The 15,073-nt window shown below is 64.6% G+C and carries 16 protein-coding genes; 13 read left to right on the top strand and 3 right to left on the bottom strand.

The window, feature by feature from the left end; translation table 11 throughout:
* The first annotated feature begins 149 nt into the window (after nucleotides 1-149).
* On the top strand, nucleotides 150-2,333 hold the full coding sequence (locus NDI89_RS13160; protein ID WP_277522066.1) for a hypothetical protein: 2,184 nt from the start codon (nucleotides 150-152) through the stop codon (nucleotides 2,331-2,333).
* A 6-nt stretch (nucleotides 2,334-2,339) separates the two neighbouring features.
* Here NDI89_RS13160 and NDI89_RS13155 read toward each other — a convergent pair whose 3' ends face one another.
* Nucleotides 2,340-2,477, bottom strand: a complete 138-nt coding sequence (locus NDI89_RS13155; RefSeq protein ID WP_277522065.1) for a hypothetical protein — start codon at nucleotides 2,475-2,477, stop codon at nucleotides 2,340-2,342.
* Between the two features lie 264 nt (nucleotides 2,478-2,741).
* Between NDI89_RS13155 and tbsP the strand changes: the two genes are divergently transcribed.
* The 7 genes from tbsP to NDI89_RS13120 all read left to right on the top strand — a co-directional run bounded on the left by tbsP (nucleotide 2,742) and on the right by NDI89_RS13120 (nucleotide 7,867).
* Nucleotides 2,742-3,560 (top strand): transcriptional regulator TbsP, encoded by an 819-nt coding sequence (tbsP, locus tag NDI89_RS13150; RefSeq protein WP_277522064.1) that lies wholly within the window; start codon nucleotides 2,742-2,744, stop codon nucleotides 3,558-3,560.
* 350 nt (nucleotides 3,561-3,910) lie between these two features.
* Complete coding sequence (locus NDI89_RS13145; RefSeq protein WP_277522279.1) at nucleotides 3,911-4,201, top strand: hypothetical protein; 291 nt, start codon at nucleotides 3,911-3,913, stop codon at nucleotides 4,199-4,201.
* Nucleotides 4,202-4,361: 160 nt separating this feature from the next.
* Nucleotides 4,362-5,066 carry an RNase P subunit p30 family protein gene (locus tag NDI89_RS13140; RefSeq protein WP_277522063.1) on the top strand — a complete coding sequence of 235 codons (705 nt, stop codon included), beginning with the start codon at nucleotides 4,362-4,364 and terminating at the stop codon, nucleotides 5,064-5,066.
* Nucleotides 5,050-5,682, top strand: a complete 633-nt coding sequence (locus NDI89_RS13135) for a class I SAM-dependent methyltransferase (protein WP_277522062.1) — start codon at nucleotides 5,050-5,052, stop codon at nucleotides 5,680-5,682. Before NDI89_RS13140 ends, NDI89_RS13135 begins: the two co-directional genes overlap by 17 nt.
* Entirely contained in the window at nucleotides 5,679-6,164 is a 486-nt protein-coding gene (locus tag NDI89_RS13130; RefSeq protein WP_277522061.1) for an Rpp14/Pop5 family protein, read from the top strand. The genes NDI89_RS13135 and NDI89_RS13130 overlap by 4 nt, the downstream gene beginning before the upstream one ends.
* 4 nt (nucleotides 6,165-6,168) lie before the next feature.
* Complete coding sequence (psmA, locus tag NDI89_RS13125; protein ID WP_277522060.1) at nucleotides 6,169-6,942, top strand: archaeal proteasome endopeptidase complex subunit alpha; 774 nt, start codon at nucleotides 6,169-6,171, stop codon at nucleotides 6,940-6,942.
* 199 nt (nucleotides 6,943-7,141) lie between these two features.
* A complete protein-coding gene (locus NDI89_RS13120; RefSeq protein WP_277522059.1) occupies nucleotides 7,142-7,867 on the top strand; it encodes a ribosome assembly factor SBDS in 726 nt (241 codons plus the stop codon).
* Between the two features lie 29 nt (nucleotides 7,868-7,896).
* Here NDI89_RS13120 and NDI89_RS13115 read toward each other — a convergent pair whose 3' ends face one another.
* A complete protein-coding gene (locus NDI89_RS13115) occupies nucleotides 7,897-8,214 on the bottom strand; it encodes an FUN14 domain-containing protein (RefSeq protein WP_277522058.1) in 318 nt (105 codons plus the stop codon).
* 313 nt (nucleotides 8,215-8,527) lie between these two features.
* Here NDI89_RS13115 and hflX point away from each other — a divergent pair, with 313 nt between their 5' ends.
* The 3 genes from hflX to NDI89_RS13100 all read left to right on the top strand — a co-directional run bounded on the left by hflX (nucleotide 8,528) and on the right by NDI89_RS13100 (nucleotide 11,470).
* Nucleotides 8,528-9,832: a GTPase HflX gene (gene hflX, locus NDI89_RS13110; protein ID WP_277522057.1), complete on the top strand. Its 1,305-nt coding sequence runs from the start codon at nucleotides 8,528-8,530 to the stop codon at nucleotides 9,830-9,832.
* 124 nt (nucleotides 9,833-9,956) lie between these two features.
* Nucleotides 9,957-11,114: a thiolase family protein gene (locus NDI89_RS13105; RefSeq protein ID WP_277522056.1), complete on the top strand. Its 1,158-nt coding sequence runs from the start codon at nucleotides 9,957-9,959 to the stop codon at nucleotides 11,112-11,114.
* Complete coding sequence (locus NDI89_RS13100; RefSeq protein WP_277522055.1) at nucleotides 11,111-11,470, top strand: OB-fold domain-containing protein; 360 nt, start codon at nucleotides 11,111-11,113, stop codon at nucleotides 11,468-11,470. Before NDI89_RS13105 ends, NDI89_RS13100 begins: the two co-directional genes overlap by 4 nt.
* 13 nt (nucleotides 11,471-11,483) lie before the next feature.
* Here the strand turns inward: NDI89_RS13100 and NDI89_RS13095 are convergent, their stop codons facing one another.
* Complete coding sequence (locus NDI89_RS13095) at nucleotides 11,484-12,215, bottom strand: DUF7547 family protein (protein WP_277522054.1); 732 nt, start codon at nucleotides 12,213-12,215, stop codon at nucleotides 11,484-11,486.
* Between the two features lie 139 nt (nucleotides 12,216-12,354).
* Here NDI89_RS13095 and NDI89_RS13090 point away from each other — a divergent pair, with 139 nt between their 5' ends.
* Nucleotides 12,355-13,014, top strand: a complete 660-nt coding sequence (locus NDI89_RS13090) for a DUF7504 family protein (protein ID WP_277522053.1) — start codon at nucleotides 12,355-12,357, stop codon at nucleotides 13,012-13,014.
* 191 nt (nucleotides 13,015-13,205) lie between these two features.
* A complete protein-coding gene (locus tag NDI89_RS13085; RefSeq protein WP_277522052.1) occupies nucleotides 13,206-15,014 on the top strand; it encodes an AAA family ATPase in 1,809 nt (602 codons plus the stop codon).
* Nucleotides 15,015-15,073: the final 59 nt, after the last annotated feature.

Here is a 15,073-nt window from a genome sequence, read left to right as displayed (position 1 = left end):
ATGCGGTCTGGCGGCTGTATAAGTGTACCCTTCCCCGGCAAGTCGAGCCACTACCCGATCGGGAATCAGTTCCGTCCGAGCGCGGCTTCCCAGGAAATTCATCTCAGCCCGATACAACTAACTTGTCTCAGTGACATTCAGCCAACCGAATGATAGAGTGGGCGGTAGACGGCGACACCCTCCACGTCACCGACGCGGACAACGCCGAGCTAACGGTCAACGGTGACGAACTCGTCGTCGACGACTCCGGCGTCGACATCTCGCGTCCGGTCGACGACACGATCGTCCTGACGACGGACGAGCTTCGGTTCCCGCACGCGGTCGTCTACGCGTTCTCGCTCGGTCTCGAGGACCAGTACGAACTCGACCCCGGCGGGGACCCCCTCACGCTGTCTCCCGGCGAGTACGTCGTCGACGTCGACACGGAGATCAAGGCGTATCTCCGGTTTTCCGGCGGTGCAACGATCCAGAAAACCGAGGACTACGAGTCGATCATCGTCTCCTTTCCGGACCGAACTCGCGTTATCCTCGGCGTCCGGTGCCGTCACGAGTTCCCCGCCGGCACCATCACCGTCCCCGACTCCCCCTCGGCGATTGCTGAAGCCGTCACCCACATGGCCGCCTCGCACAAAACCGACGGACCGGACCGGTCGTACCCCACCCTCCGTGGCCACCCGTCGCTGATCGAGCACGGCGATTCCCTCGAGGTCCCGGAGTACATCCGGTCCGACACTCCCGAGAACGGGATCGAACTGATCGTCCCGCCGGACTACGAGTCGTTGTTCACGACTGCGCCGCTGGCGTACTACGTGCAGGCGACGGTGCGGACGACGGAGGAAGTGCTCGGGAACCGACCCAGGTCGGATCGTACCCAGCCGCGACTCCGACTGCTCGATCACGCGATCGAAGAGGAGCTTTCACCGATGCCCGAGCTGGAGCGCGACGTCGAGCGACTGCTCCGGAAGACGTTCTTCCTGGACTGCCTGGTGCGTAACGTCGGCCCCTACGGAACGAACCTCTCGGAGCGCAGCCTGCTGGATGCCCTCGGTCTCGATGCGGAGGCCCTGTACCACGCCTCGCTTCAGGATCGACTCGCCACGTATCTCGACGTCCCGTACGCGGCGATCAAACACCGCCTCCCCGAGTGGCACCTGTCGACGTACGTGACGCCGACCTACGACAGCGTCGAAACGCTGCCCTTCCTGCTCGATCGGTTGAGTATGATTTACACCCCTCGGACCTCCGAACTCGAGGGGCAGGAACTGGTCGAACGCTCCCTCGAGGACTTCTATCGGGGTCAGGGACCAGCTCCCAGCGCGGGGGCCGGGGCCGGAACCACTTCCCGAACGGGCGCCAGTAACGCGGGACCGATCGATTCTTACAGGGCCAGTACCGGACAGGTCGCCTCGGTTGACATCGTCAAACCCGAACTCCGGGGCGGCCGAGCGCACGGCTGGCTCGCGGACGGCGTTCCGATCGACGTCTTCAAATCCGCTCCCGAGGCCTACCACAACCGACTCGACTTCCTCGAGCGGGCGAGCGACTCGACCTCGATCTGCGTCGTGCTCAACGATCCCGAAATGGCCGGCGAACACGACGACGTCGCCGAGATCTACCGCCAGCGATCGGAGGACCTCTCGATGGACGTGACCGTCGCGGAGTCCCTCGAGACCGATGCGCTTGCCGGGATCTTCGAGGACGATCACGATTTCGTGCACTATATCGGCCACTGCGAGACCAGCGGACTCCGCTGTCCCGACGGGACGCTCGCGACCTCGAGTTTGAGCCGGTGTAACGCCCAGACGTTCTTCCTCAACGCCTGTGGCTCCTACTACGAAGGGATGCAGTTGATCGAAAAGGGGAGCGTCGCCGGTGCCGTGACGTTCACGAAAGTCCTGAACGACCACGCGGTCAAGGTCGGATCGACGTTCGCCAAACTGCTGGTCCACGGCTTCAGCATCGAGCGGGCGATGGGACTCGCCCGCAACCGAATCATGATGGGCAAGGATTACGCCGTCGTCGGAGACGGGACCCACTCGCTCGTCCAGGGTGAAAACCAGCTCCCGACGACTGCGAAACTCGAGGAACTCGACGAGATCGATGGCGAACGGCAGTACCTGCTGACGCTCGATTGTTACTCCACGCGGGTAACCGGCTCGTACTATTTCCCCCACACCGACGGTAACGAGTACGCCCACCTCTGCGGGAACGAATCCAGTTTCACCCTCACGGAGTCGGCGCTCGCAACCATGCTCGACGAAACGGCGGCGTCGGTGATCTACGACGGAGACATCTACTGGTCGAAAGAACTGAGTCGCCAGTTCGAACGCTGACTACGGTTACGGCCCGCCGTACGTACTGACGCGCTTCGCTCGTGCGGGAAACCGTCCCGTCGGACGATCGGTCTCTCGCATCGTTCGCGCTCGGTCGACCAGCTCCTGAACGACCCACCACGGTCGCACATGTCGAACACCCATACGATACCGACTAACACGCTTCCGATATATAGATATTGGTGATGCGGATACCAGTCAGACGATCGTCATACGCCGCGCCGATTGATCGAATTACCGACAGTGGCGTTCAACGTTCACCGACGCATGTAAGTGATAGCCATCATTCATCGGCGAACTAACGAATTATGGGACAAAAATTACCGGTACAGGCCCGAGAGGAGAAGTTCTGGTGTGCAAACGGCCACCAAAATTAAGTAGACCGCTCTCGATTACTTCTGTATAGGCATGACCTCGAATTTACTAAACCACCAGATTGACGATATCCTCGAGTCAGTGCTCGGGGATGCGAGCGGTGACGTGTACATGGTTAACCCGTCGCGGGACGCCATCGAAGAGTTCGTTTCCGTCGCGACCGCATTCGACGGCGACCTGCCGTCGGTACACATGCTCGCCGACGAGCGGACGCTGAAAGACGTCATGGACGACTTCATCGTCGCCTCGAACGCCGCCGACCTCATCAGCGAGGGCGCGCTGTCGCTGCGCACCCTCGACGAGGCGCCCGAGAACTCGCTGCTCGTCAGCGAGGACCGCGTCATCGCACTCGTCCACGCCGGCGACCGCGTCGGCGGGCTCATCACCGACGACGACAGCTTCGTCGACGACACCTACGACACGTACGCCGGTCGCTGGGAGGACGCCGCCGACTTCAATCTCCGGACGCCCCCGATCACGAACGTCCGCGAAACCCTCTCCGACGAGATCAGCCCCGCCGCCGAGGAAGACTTCACCGCCATCCTCAACTCGCTCGAGACCGCCCGCGGCGACGGCGACGGCCTCGACGAGGTCACCATCTCGCTGCTCGTCGCAGCCAAGAACGAAGCCCTGCTCTACGACATCAGCAAATGGGGCGAGGACGTCGGCATCGCCTCCAAGGCGACGTTCTCCCGAACGAAGACCAAGCTCGAGGACATGGGCCTGATCGACACCGAGAAGGTCCCCATCGACGTCGGTCGTCCGCGGCTCCGCCTGAAGATCGGCGACGACCGCCTCAGCGAGGCCGACAACGGCCAGCTCGCGACGGTCGCCCAGTCGATTCTCAACTAGAACCGAAATTTTACTCTGCGTTCTGGCGGACTGACGACAGCGTAGCTGTCGCACAGTCCGCCGTCACTCGGTAAAATTTCGATCAAAAGCACTCCTCCTTCCGTTCGTTCGTCCCTCCAGTCCTCACTCACATCAGTCGTCGGCCCGCTCGCTCACCCTTCGGGTTCGCTCGCGGTCGAGATCGTTCAACTGCCTGCCCTCCCCCGGGTCACGCGCCCTCACGTTCGTTCGGGCGCGCTCCCGGCCATATAATTCTATACTCGCTTCAATAACGGATTAGGAGTTCGTTCCGGCGGAGCGTACGGTCGGCAGATACATATCCGCCGTGATTGTAGTGTCGGCTCGATGTGATGATGGACACCCGGCAGCTCTATGTCGTCGGTTTCGGACTGGGACTGATCGGCAGTCTCGTGACTGTCGTCAGCCTTGCACTCGCTGAGTTCGTGACCAGCGCGGTCATCGGGCTCGGAACGATGTTCACCCTCGCGCTTGGTCTTGTCAACACCTTCACGAGGGAGGATTTCGATCGGGACCATTCGTTGACTTACCGCGTCGTCAACTGGGGCGGTGCCGTCATCGTGGTCGCTCTCGGCCTCCTGATGCTCACAGTGGGGATCGTCTCATTCAGGACGTTCGTGTGACGGTTCTCCCGTCATCGGCCGACTGCGTCACTCTCCTCTCTGGGACTTTCAGCTACGGCTTGGGACTACCGAACAGTCTTCCAGAGGTAGAATTCGGTGTTCGATAGGTCGGTGTCTGCATGGCGCAAACCCCAAGTCGACGCCGTGAGACGGGTCACATATGTACGAGGCCGTCCACGCCCATCCCGACGGACAGAGCACGGTCGCCCGCTTCGCGAAGACGGCGGCCGACTACGGCTACGAGGGCGTGGTCGTGCGCAACCACGACGACGCTCGAGCGACGTACGACCCCGAGCGGATCCGCGAGGAGTACGGGATCGACGTCGTCGAGGGCGTCGAGATCCGTGCCGACGATCCCCAGCAGGCGAGCGGGTCGGTGGGGAACTACCGAACGTCGGAGACGATCGTCGGGATCCACGGGGGGACGACGGCGCTGAATCGCTTCGCCGTCGAACAGGCGAAGGTCGACGTGCTCGCCCATCCGATGACCGGGAACGGGGACGTCAATCACGTTCTGACCAAAGCCGCCGTCGAGAACGGCGTTCGCCTCGAGTTCGATCTCTCGGGCGTGTTGCGAGAGAGCGGCGGTCGCCGCGTCCGGATCCTGCAATCGCTGCGAAAGCTCCGGGAGATCGTCGATCACTACGACGCGCCCTACGTCGTGAGCGCCGAGCCGACTTCCCACCTCGAGTTGCGAGCACCGCGCGAACTGAGAGCGCTCGGCGAGCGGATCGGCTTGTCCGGCGCGTTCGTCGACGACGGCCTCGCGGAGTGGGGACGGCTGGCCGAGCGCAATCGCCGCGTCGACTCCGAGTCGTTCATTGAGCCGGGGGTCCAACGGGGACGGTATGAAGAAGAGCCTTGAGGAACACGCCGCCCGCTTCGACGAGAAGGCCGGGGAGTACGACGACTCGAAGTCCGACGAGTACCACGCCTGTGCGAATCTCGTCGTGGAACACGCCGCTCCCGAACCCGACGACGTCGTCCTCGATCTGGCGACCGGAACGGGTGCGATCGCGCTCGCACTCGCCCCCGACGCGAAGCGCGTCGTCGGCCGAGACATCAGCGAGGGCATGCTCGAGGAAGCCACCGGGAAGGCCGCGGACGCGGGACTCGAGAACCTGTCGTTCGATCACGGCAGCTTCCGGGAGCCGAACTACGACGGGCCGGTCGACATCGTCACCTCGAACTTCGCCCTGCACCACCTCTCGGACGAGGAAAAGCGCGAGGCGATCGCCGTGATCGCCGACCTCGAGCCGCGCCGGTTCGTCCTCGGGGACGTGATGTTCTTCGGGGAGCCCGATCCAGAGGAGCCGTTTTACTCGCCCGAGGTCGACGATCCGGCGACCGTCGGGGAACTCGCGGACGCCTTTACCGACGCCGGCTTCTCGCTGACGGCGGTCGAGCGCGTCCACGACCAGGTCGGCGTGCTGGTCGCGGAGCGGAGTTCGACCGCGGACGAGGCGGGAGCCGAGGAATGAAACACCTTCCGAAGCATCTCCGGCCGCGCTGGCGCTATCTGGCCGTCGAACTCGAGACGTGGCCGGACGAGCGAATCGGGAGACGGTCTTTTCAGCGGGAGCTGTGGTACGCGGGCCAGAACTTGCTCGGCGATCCGGGGAGCGCCGACGCCGAGCTGTCGGTCGTCCGGTTCGGGTTCGCCGACGGACGGGGAGAAGCGATCGTCAAGGCCCGACGCGGAGAGACCGAGCCGGCACGCGCGGCCCTCGCCTGTATCGACGAGATCGACGGCGCTGCGGTCGGCCTCCGCGTCCGCGGTATCAGTGGCACGATCCGGGCCGCTGAAGAAAACTATTTAGGACGCGACGGGCAAGATTCGGGAGAGAGAAACGTCGTGTTCGGGAACGAAGAGCGAGTCGCCGTCCTGCGGGACGGCGTTGGGGACGTGCGACTCGATGAGGCGTTCGTGGGCGCGACAGACCTCGATTACGATTTAATGTGATACTATGCAGGGACAACAACAACAGCAGGCATACGACCGCGGCATCACGATCTTCTCGCCCGACGGCCGACTCTACCAGGTCGAGTACGCTCGCGAGGCGGTCAAACGAGGCACGGCGAGTATCGGCGTCCGAACGAACGACGGCGTCGTCCTCGCCGTCGACAAACGAGTCCCCTCCCCGTTGCTCGAGGACTCGAGCGTCGAGAAGATCCACAAGGCCGACGACCACGTCGGGATCGCCAGCGCGGGCCACGTCGCTGACGCCCGCCAGCTGATCGACTTCGCGCGCCGCCAGACGCAGGTCAACCAGCTGCGCTACGGCGAACCGATCGGCGTCGAGACGCTGACCAAGGAAGTCACCGACCACATCCAGCAGTACACCCAGGTCGGCGGTGCCCGACCGTTCGGCGTCGCCCTGATCGTCGGCGGTATCGACAACGGCGAACCGCGCCTGTTCGAGACCGATCCGTCGGGGACGCCCTACGAGTGGAAGGCGCTCGCCGTCGGCTCCGACCGCGGCGAACTCCAGACCTACCTCGAGGAGAACTACGACGACGAGGCCGACCTCGACGGCGGCATCCAGCTCGCCCTCGACGCGCTCGCGTCCGTCAACGACGGTTCCCTGCTCCCCAACGAAGTGGGGCTGGCGACCGTCGACGTCGAAACCGAGTCCTTCGAGCAGTTCGACCACGACCGAATCCGGTCTCACCTCGAGGAGAACGACCTCCTCGACACGGGCGAGGACGAGGACGAAGCCGACGACGAATCGGCCGAGTAATCGAGGCGTCGATTCCGCGCTCCGACGACCGTTTTTTACGCGATCGCTCCGGAGTACCGCGGCCGGCTACAGATCGCGACCGGCGGCGACTCAGTAGGGCCCCGGGCAGTCACGGCCCGACACGGCACACCGCGAACCGAGCGCGATTTCCCGGTCGGGTCGGGAAACACTCTTTTCATTGGCGGCGGAACCGTCACGTATGATTTCGCTTGACGAGGCAGTGACGGCGCGACTCGAGTCACACGGGGCGCGCTTCGAAGTGCTCGTAGATCCCGACGCGGCGCTGGAGATCAAACGCGACGAGTTCGACGGCGACCTCGAGGACGTGATCGCCGCCGAGGACGTCTTCGAGGACGCCTCTCGCGGAGATCGGCCGGCGGAGGCCGATCTCGAGAAGGTCTTCGATACCACGGACCCCCTCGAGATCATTCCCGAAGTGATCAAACAGGGGGAGATTCAGATCACGGCCGATCAGCGCCGCGAGATGCAAGAACAGAAGCGCAAGCAGTTGATCGATACCATCACGCGCAACGCGGTCAATCCGCAGATGGACAACGCGCCCCATCCTCCCGAGCGGATCGAGAACGCCCTGGAAGAGGCCGGCTTCACCGTCGATCCGATGGAACCGGTTCAGGAGCAGGTCGACGACGCGCTGGACGCGTTGCGGCCGGTGATCCCGATCCGGTTCGAGGAGGTCACCGTCGCCGTGCAGGTGCCCGCCGATCACGCGGGGAGCGCGCAGGCGAAGATCCGCCAGTTCGGCGACCTTGAGCGCGAGGAGTGGCAAAACGACGGTTCGTGGATCGGCGTGCTCACGTTCCCGGCGGGGCTCCAGAACGAGTTTTACGACACCGTCAACGAACACACGAGCGGCAACGCGGAGACGGAGATCGTGAAGGACAAAGACGATCTGAAGACGCGATAGCGGAATCGCCGCCGAATCGGCCGTCGTCGCTATCCGCGCTTGAATCCGACCAGAAAGCCGCCGGTGAAGCCAGCGCCGATCGACAGCGTCGAGATCATCGACTGGAGCCAGCTGATGTCCGCCGCGTCCTGTGCGCGCGTTTGGGTCTTCAGCAGGCCCGCCGACAGCCGGTTCCAGTCGACGATGAGGATCCCCTGTGACTCGAGGTAGCGAAAGAGCATCAACTGGACGCCGACGATGACCGCGAGGAGCTTCGCGAGCTTCTTCGTCGCGAACCCGATGAGGCCGCCGATAGCCGCGCCGCCCCCGAACTCGAGGCCGAGGGTCGTGGGGTCGAGATCTATCATTATACGATCCCTATCGAATCAGTTCTTATGACTGTTGCGGTCGGATGCGTCTCGGGAGCGTTCGAGCGGTCTCCGAGCGAATCCGAAGACGGTGGCGGGCGCGGGATTCAAGACGGTTCACCGCGTACGGATGCGTATGAATCACGTGCGTCCAACGGAGGTGCGCGACCGGCATCGTTGACGTAGTCCGGTCTCCGCGGCAGCGCCCGCGATACCAGTGGAACCGTCGTGTGCGAGCGAGGAGTCACACGGTCGACCAGCGACACCGCTCGGACCACTGCCGTCCGCGCCCGGGATACACACAGCCACTCGCATGAACACGATAGTCGTCAAACGCGTCGATTCCGGGACGGCCGACACGAGCGAGATCCGCGATCTGGCTCGCGCGGCGGGATACACCGTCGTCGGCGAGGTCACCCAGTCCAGACGCGCCGATCCGGCCCTCCAGATCGGTGAGGGGAAAGCGGAAGAGGTCGCCGCCCTCGTCGAAGAGACCGAGGCGACGACCGTCATCTTCGACAACCGGCTCGGTCCGTATCAGACGTACAACCTCGGACAGCTCTTCCCGGCAGGTGTCGAAGTCATCGACCGGTTCACGCTGATCCTCGAGATATTCGGCCAGCGAGCACAGACGCGGAAGGCCCAGCTCCAGGTCGAGTTGGCCGAACTCCGGTACGAACTGCCCCGCGCAGAGGCGAAGACGAGCCTCGCCAAGCGCGAGGAACACCCCGGCTTCATGGGCCTCGGTGAGTACGACGAGAGCCGCGAGCGGGACATCAAGGCCCAGATCAGCCGGATCAACGACGAACTCGAGCGGATCGAGCAGACCGAACAGCACCGCCGGGAGCGCCGGCGCGATTCGGGGTTCGATCTCGTCGCGCTGGCCGGCTACACCAACGCGGGAAAGTCGACGCTGTTGCGCCAGCTCGCGACCGACCTCGAGGTCGAGGAAAACGAGGAGCTCCATCCCGATCTGGACCCGACAGCCGAGTCCCAGGACAAGCTGTTCACGACGCTGGGGACGACGACCCGGCGCGCGGCGATCGATCGGCGGGACGTGCTGGTGACCGACACCGTCGGATTCATCAGCGATCTGCCCCACTGGCTGGTCGAGTCCTTCAAGTCGACGCTGGACTCGGTCTACCGGGCGGATCTGGTCTTGCTGGTCGTCGACGTCAGCGATCCGGTCGACGAGATCCACGAGAAGCTGGTCACCTCCCACGACACGCTCTACGAGCGCAACGAGGCCCCGATCGTGACCGTCCTGAACAAGATCGATCAGGTCAGCGACGAGGACCTCGCGGAGAAGCGCGAGGCCCTCTCGTCGCTCGCGCCGAACCCGGTCGCGGTCAGTGCCAAGGAGGGTCTCAACGTCGACGGCCTGCTCGAGCGGATCGACGACGAACTGCCCGACTGGGAGGAGGAACGGCTGATGCTGCCGATGACCGACGACACGATGAGCGTCGTCTCGTGGATCCACGACAACGCGAACGTCGACGACGTCACCTACGGCGACGAGGACGTCGTCGTCTCCTTCGAGGCCCGCCCGGCGGTGGTCTCGCAGGCGCGCTCGCGAGCGAGCGAGTTGCGGACGACGGCCGCGGAATCGGCATCCTGAAGCCGTCACCGGTTCGCTCGAGCCGACGGTATACGTCGATCCCGGACCGGTCCGGTTCCGCGCCGGGAGCGCGATCGATGTCGCGACCCTCACTTATAAATCGCTGACTCGAGTCCGGTAGGATATGGAACGTGTTGCGATTATCGGCGCCTCGATGACGCAGTTCGGGCAACGCGAGGGGGAGTGGATACAGGACCTCCTCGCGGAGGCCGGAATCGAGTGTCTCGAGGATGCAGGTGTCGACGCAGACGACGTCGAGCACCTGTACGTCTCGAACATGGCGAGTGGCGAGTTCGAAGGGCAGACGGGCGTCCCGAACGCGCTGGCACACGACCTCGACGCGATGCCGGCGTACACCCAGCGCGTCGATCAGACGAGCTCCAGCGGGGGTGCCGGGATCTTCGCCGCCTGGCAGTCGGTCGCCAGCGGGGCCAGCGACATGACGCTGCTCGTCGGCGGCGAGAAGATGACCCACAAGACGACCGGGGAAGCCACGGACGTCATCGCATCGCTGACACACCCCGTCGAGTACAAGACGGGCGTCACCTTGCCCTCGTTCGCCGGCCTCACCGCCCGCCACTACCTCGAGCGCTTCGACGCCCCCCGCGAGAGCCTGGGGAAGGTCGCGGTCAAGAACCACAAGAACGGCGTGGACAATCCCCACGCCCAGTTCCAGAAGGAGGTCGACCTCGAGACGATCCTCGAGTCGCCCATCGTCGCCGACCCGTTGCGGCTGTACGACTTCTGCCCGATTACGGACGGCTCCGCGGCGCTCATGCTCTGTCCCGAGTCGGTCGCACGGGAGTATACGGACGACTACGTCGTGATCTCGGGGATCGACGGGGCGACGGACACGCACGTCGTCCACGAGCGCGAGGATCCGACCGTGATGGGGGGCGTCGTCGAGAGCGGGAACGGCGCGTACGAGATGAGCGGCCGCAGTCCCGAGGAGATCGACGTGGCCGAGCTCCACGACATGTTCACCATCCTCGAGTTCCTCCAGATGGAGGGGCTGGGCTTCGCCGAACAGGGCGAAGCCTGGCAGCTCGTCGAGGAGGGATACACGGAGCGCGACGGCGAACTGCCGATCAACACCTCGGGCGGGCTCAAATCGAAGGGGCACCCCCTCGGCGCGAGCGGTGTGGCACAGGGCGTCGAAATTTACGAACAACTCGTCGGCGAGGCCGGCCCGCGACAGGTCGACGCGGACGTGGGACTGTGCTGTAACGTCGGGGGCTTCGGTAACTGCGTGATTACGACCATCATGGAGGCTGCACAATGAGCATGGACGCGACGCGCTACGAGGACGGATCGATCAGCTACCCCGGTCACCCGCGGGGACCGGGCGGGGCGGAACCGGTCGAAACGGTCGACCTCAGCGAATATACCGCCGAGGTCGTGACGTGGACGACCAGCACCGCGACGCCGCCCGGCGTCCGCCAGCCCAACCATCTCGCCATCGTCGAGTTCGACGTGGACGGCGAGTCAGTCCGCGCGATCGGGCAATTGACCACCGGCGACGTCGAGACCGGCGACGAGGTGCGGCCGGTGTACGTCGACGAACTCCGCGAGCCCGGTGCGGGCATCAGGGAACCGGAGAGTCAGGAGTGGGACGGCTACCGGTTCGAACCGGTCTAGCGATTAGGCCGTCTCACTGGTCGCCGCTTCCGTTTTCACCGTCGTCATCGGCATCATCGGAGTCAGCAGCGCCCGCGCCGTCGCCGCTCTCGCTCGAGTCGTCCTCTTCCCCGTACTGATCCCGGAGCGTCTCGAGTTCGGCATCGACGTCGACGGCCGAGTCGTCCTCGTCGTCGCGATCCGTCTCCATCTCGGGGTCGCTCGGCGGTCCGTCCGCGATATCGATGCCGACGCCGCCCTCGGACTCCGATCGATCGAAATCGGACGGATCCGACTCTCGCTCGGCGACGTCCCGAAGGCGGCTGTCGACGTCGTCGCGGAGTTCGCGGGCCTCCGCGAGGAGGTCGCGAGCCTCGTCGTCGGCGGGGAGTCCGCCGCCCGAGGCGGCACGCTGGAGCTCGGCCAGAACGGTATCGAGCTGCGAGAGCGTCGTCCGGCGGAGGTCACTCGCCCGCTCGCTCGTCGCCTCGGCGGCCGCCGACGTTCGGTCTCGGGCCGCTCGCTCTGTCCGAACGACCTTCAGGCTCCGCTGGAAGGCCTCGAGCGCGCGAACGCTGGTCTCGAGGACGGCCAGCGCGGCTGGGAGGGCGACTTCGTCGGTGAACCGCAGTAGCTCTCGGGGCGTCGGTGGTCGGAGCGACGGACGGCGACGCGAGCGCGAACCGTCGAGTTCGTTTCGGAGGTCATCGATGGTCCGCGTCAGTTCGCGAACGGCGTCGACGAGCTCGTCGTCGTGATCGGCCATACGAAATTTACGATCGCCGGTGTAAAAAACCGGCCGGTCGGAACGGCCCTCGGCGGCCAGTAATTGCCGCAGCTATCCTTTTTCGGACCGGTGTGTAGCCACAATTTTTATACGCGCACCGCGTGACCGATCGAACAGGATGGAAGACGAGCGAGGGGGAGTCGTGCCGGACCGTGCGTCGTTCACACGGACCCTCGGTACGCTCAAGCAGGAGGGGAGCAACATTTTGCTCGTCGGCGCGGCGGCGGGTACACACGAGACGGCCTGTCACCAACTGCTCGGTGCAGACGAGCGCGACTCTCGATACCGACTCTTCGTGACGGCGGGGGACGATCGAATGGCCGCAAGAGACGGGGATGACGTTGCGACCGACCGGGTCCGAACGATCGATTCGAGGTCGGTGCTCGAGATCGGCACGGCGACGGACGAGACCGAGACCGATCGCCCGTCGCTGGGAACGCTCGGGATCGAGATCGTCGAGACGATCAACGACTTCGACGATGCTGCGAACGGATTTTCACCGTCGGAACTTCGCGTCTGCATCGATTCGCTCGTTCCGTTGTTGCAGACGTACGACACCGAGACGGTGTTTCGGCTGCTACACATGACGACTGCACGGGTCGATCAGGCGAACGGAATGGGACACTACCACCTCCCGCTTGACCCCGACCACGACGCCGTCAACCTCCTCGAGCCGATGTTCGACGCCGTCGTCACGGTTCGCTCCCGGAACGGGACGGACGAACAGCGGTGGTATCTCCGCGAAACGGATACGACGACGGACTGGCTCGAGCTATAGGTCGCGACGATCGCGTTCGATTTCTAATAACAGATCCGACAAGACCGCCGTCGAAACCATCGACCGGAATTCCGCGGTCGGAAGTAGGACGGCTTTCCCGTCGGTTTTCGGCCGATGCGTCGCCAGCAGCATCGGTGTTCCGCCACAAGTTCTATATATCGAACGAACTATCCGTTCAAAGAGTAGCATACATGGTCGACGCTAGTACTGAGCTTCTCGGCGGAGCCGCCGTAACTGTCTTCCTCGCGCTCTTGTTCTTCGGCGTCGTCGTCCTCTGGGACGTCGCTCTCGCCCTCCGGAGCGTCGGTGACAAGATCGACAAGCTCGAGGACAATATCGACGACGATCTGACGGACATCGCGCACAGTCTGGACAATATGTCGAACGCGCCCCGCGGTGGTGGCGGAACGCAGCTTCACCTGAGCGGCGGCACGATCAGCTCCGGTGGCGACCCGAACCACCAGGCCCAGCAGCCACAGCACGCGGGCCAGCAACAGGCAGCAGGTCCACAGCAGGCTGCGGCCGGTCAGACGGGGTCGCCCGGCGCACCCGGGGCGGGGCCTCAGTCTCAGTCAGAGCACCACCAGCAGCCTCGAGCAGCCGGCGAACGGGCCGGATCGAGGGAGGAACGGCCCTCGAACGAACACTCCGCCGACCAGGACGCGGATCCCTCGGACGAAGCGGAGGGCCGAGAACCCGCAGACGAGACGGACGAAGCCGACGAAGGGGATACCGAGGCGTCGATGGAGGAGGCCGTTTCCGAGGAGCCTTCAGCATCGGATGCGGAACCAAATGCTGACGACGAACAGCCGCAACATCCGCGAGCCGAGCACAATCGCGGCCGATTCATCACGTCACCCGACCGAACCGCCTGGTACGCCACGCCACTGGACCGTGACGCGATCGACGCGGCCGGTCCGACGATCGCCGGCGCACTCCCCGACGGCTCGGAATCCGGAATCGACGAATCCGAAATCATCGCGGCGGGACCAGGTGACTCGAGCGAGTCGGATTCCTCCGACGAGGAGCAGACCGCGGCGACCCCCATGCCGGGCGCGGGGACGGAGACGGCGGTCGACGAGGACGCCGATGTCGACGACTCGACGGAGCCCGTTGCTGACGACGAGCCGACGGACGATACGCAGGCCGATTCGAAACCCGATGCCGACGAGGATCACGAGCCCGCGAGCGACGGTGACGAAACCACAGAGGAGAGTGACGAAGACGAGAGCGAGGTCGAGGCCGACGGGACGACCGACGACGGGATTCCGCAATCCCCCGACGAAATCGACGTTCTCGAGTTCGACGACGAAGCGGACGACGTCCCAGAGGACCCGTCGTCCGCCGACGCGGAAGGAGAGAGTTCGCCCGGCGATACCGACGGCGATGCCGGGCGTGAGACGGAGCGGAAAGCGGATCTTCCGGACGAGAAGGAGGCGGGAACCGACGTTCCCGATACCGTCGACGAGCGGAGCGAGACCGACGTATCGGCCCTCGAATCGACGACCGACTCGAAGGCAGCCAGAGAACCGGAGACTGAAACGACCGACTCCGAATCCGAGGACGATGGCGACGAACCGGCCGCGGGCGCGCTCTCGAGCTTCGAGTTCGAGGAGGGGCAGTTCGAGGCCGACGAGCCGGACGTGACCGTCGAGGAGGCCGTGGACACGATGAACGAGGACGCGCCGGCCCCGGAACTCTCGAGCCACCGATTCGACGTGCGGGCGGAGGAGACCGACGACGGCAGCGCGGTGCTGACCCTCGAGTTCGGTGCCGAGACGATCGATATCACCGGTTCGACGGAACGGTTACTCCAGTATCAGATGCAGAGCTTCGCGGAGAAGGACTCGACGCCCGACGCTGACGTCACCATCGGTCGAGACCGGATCGTGATCGAGATCCCCGACTCCGACGGCGGGGCCATCCAGCAGTGGGGCGAAGCGGCCGTCAGCATCATCGACCGGACGCTGTACCTCTCGGACAACAGCGACGACAGCTAAGCCGTCGGGACCGCGTCGCCGCCGATCCAAGCGTTTTTATTCACACCGTACCCCTGCAC

It is taken from the genome of Natrinema salsiterrestre, assembly GCF_029502005.1.
GTDB classification, from domain to species: Archaea; Halobacteriota; Halobacteria; order Halobacteriales; family Natrialbaceae; genus Natrinema; species Natrinema salsiterrestre.
Note: the sequence above shows the minus strand (reverse complement) of the source record. Positions and strands in the feature narration are given on the sequence as shown.

Excerpts from the sequence above, each read along its gene's own strand:
- NDI89_RS13160 (WP_277522066.1), top strand. The coding sequence starts at position 150 with ATGATAGAGTGGGCGGTAGACGGCGACACCCTCCACGTCACCGACGCG.
- NDI89_RS13155 (WP_277522065.1), bottom strand. The coding sequence starts at position 2,477 with ATGGGTGTTCGACATGTGCGACCGTGGTGGGTCGTTCAGGAGCTGGTC.
- tbsP (WP_277522064.1), top strand. The coding sequence starts at position 2,742 with ATGACCTCGAATTTACTAAACCACCAGATTGACGATATCCTCGAGTCA.
- NDI89_RS13145 (WP_277522279.1), top strand. The coding sequence starts at position 3,911 with ATGATGGACACCCGGCAGCTCTATGTCGTCGGTTTCGGACTGGGACTG.
- NDI89_RS13140 (WP_277522063.1), top strand. The coding sequence starts at position 4,362 with ATGTACGAGGCCGTCCACGCCCATCCCGACGGACAGAGCACGGTCGCC.
- NDI89_RS13135 (WP_277522062.1), top strand. The coding sequence starts at position 5,050 with ATGAAGAAGAGCCTTGAGGAACACGCCGCCCGCTTCGACGAGAAGGCC.
- NDI89_RS13130 (WP_277522061.1), top strand. The coding sequence starts at position 5,679 with ATGAAACACCTTCCGAAGCATCTCCGGCCGCGCTGGCGCTATCTGGCC.
- psmA (WP_277522060.1), top strand. The coding sequence starts at position 6,169 with ATGCAGGGACAACAACAACAGCAGGCATACGACCGCGGCATCACGATC.
- NDI89_RS13120 (WP_277522059.1), top strand. The coding sequence starts at position 7,142 with ATGATTTCGCTTGACGAGGCAGTGACGGCGCGACTCGAGTCACACGGG.
- NDI89_RS13115 (WP_277522058.1), bottom strand. The coding sequence starts at position 8,214 with ATGATAGATCTCGACCCCACGACCCTCGGCCTCGAGTTCGGGGGCGGC.
- hflX (WP_277522057.1), top strand. The coding sequence starts at position 8,528 with ATGAACACGATAGTCGTCAAACGCGTCGATTCCGGGACGGCCGACACG.
- NDI89_RS13105 (WP_277522056.1), top strand. The coding sequence starts at position 9,957 with ATGGAACGTGTTGCGATTATCGGCGCCTCGATGACGCAGTTCGGGCAA.
- NDI89_RS13100 (WP_277522055.1), top strand. The coding sequence starts at position 11,111 with ATGAGCATGGACGCGACGCGCTACGAGGACGGATCGATCAGCTACCCC.
- NDI89_RS13095 (WP_277522054.1), bottom strand. The coding sequence starts at position 12,215 with ATGGCCGATCACGACGACGAGCTCGTCGACGCCGTTCGCGAACTGACG.
- NDI89_RS13090 (WP_277522053.1), top strand. The coding sequence starts at position 12,355 with ATGGAAGACGAGCGAGGGGGAGTCGTGCCGGACCGTGCGTCGTTCACA.
- NDI89_RS13085 (WP_277522052.1), top strand. The coding sequence starts at position 13,206 with ATGGTCGACGCTAGTACTGAGCTTCTCGGCGGAGCCGCCGTAACTGTC.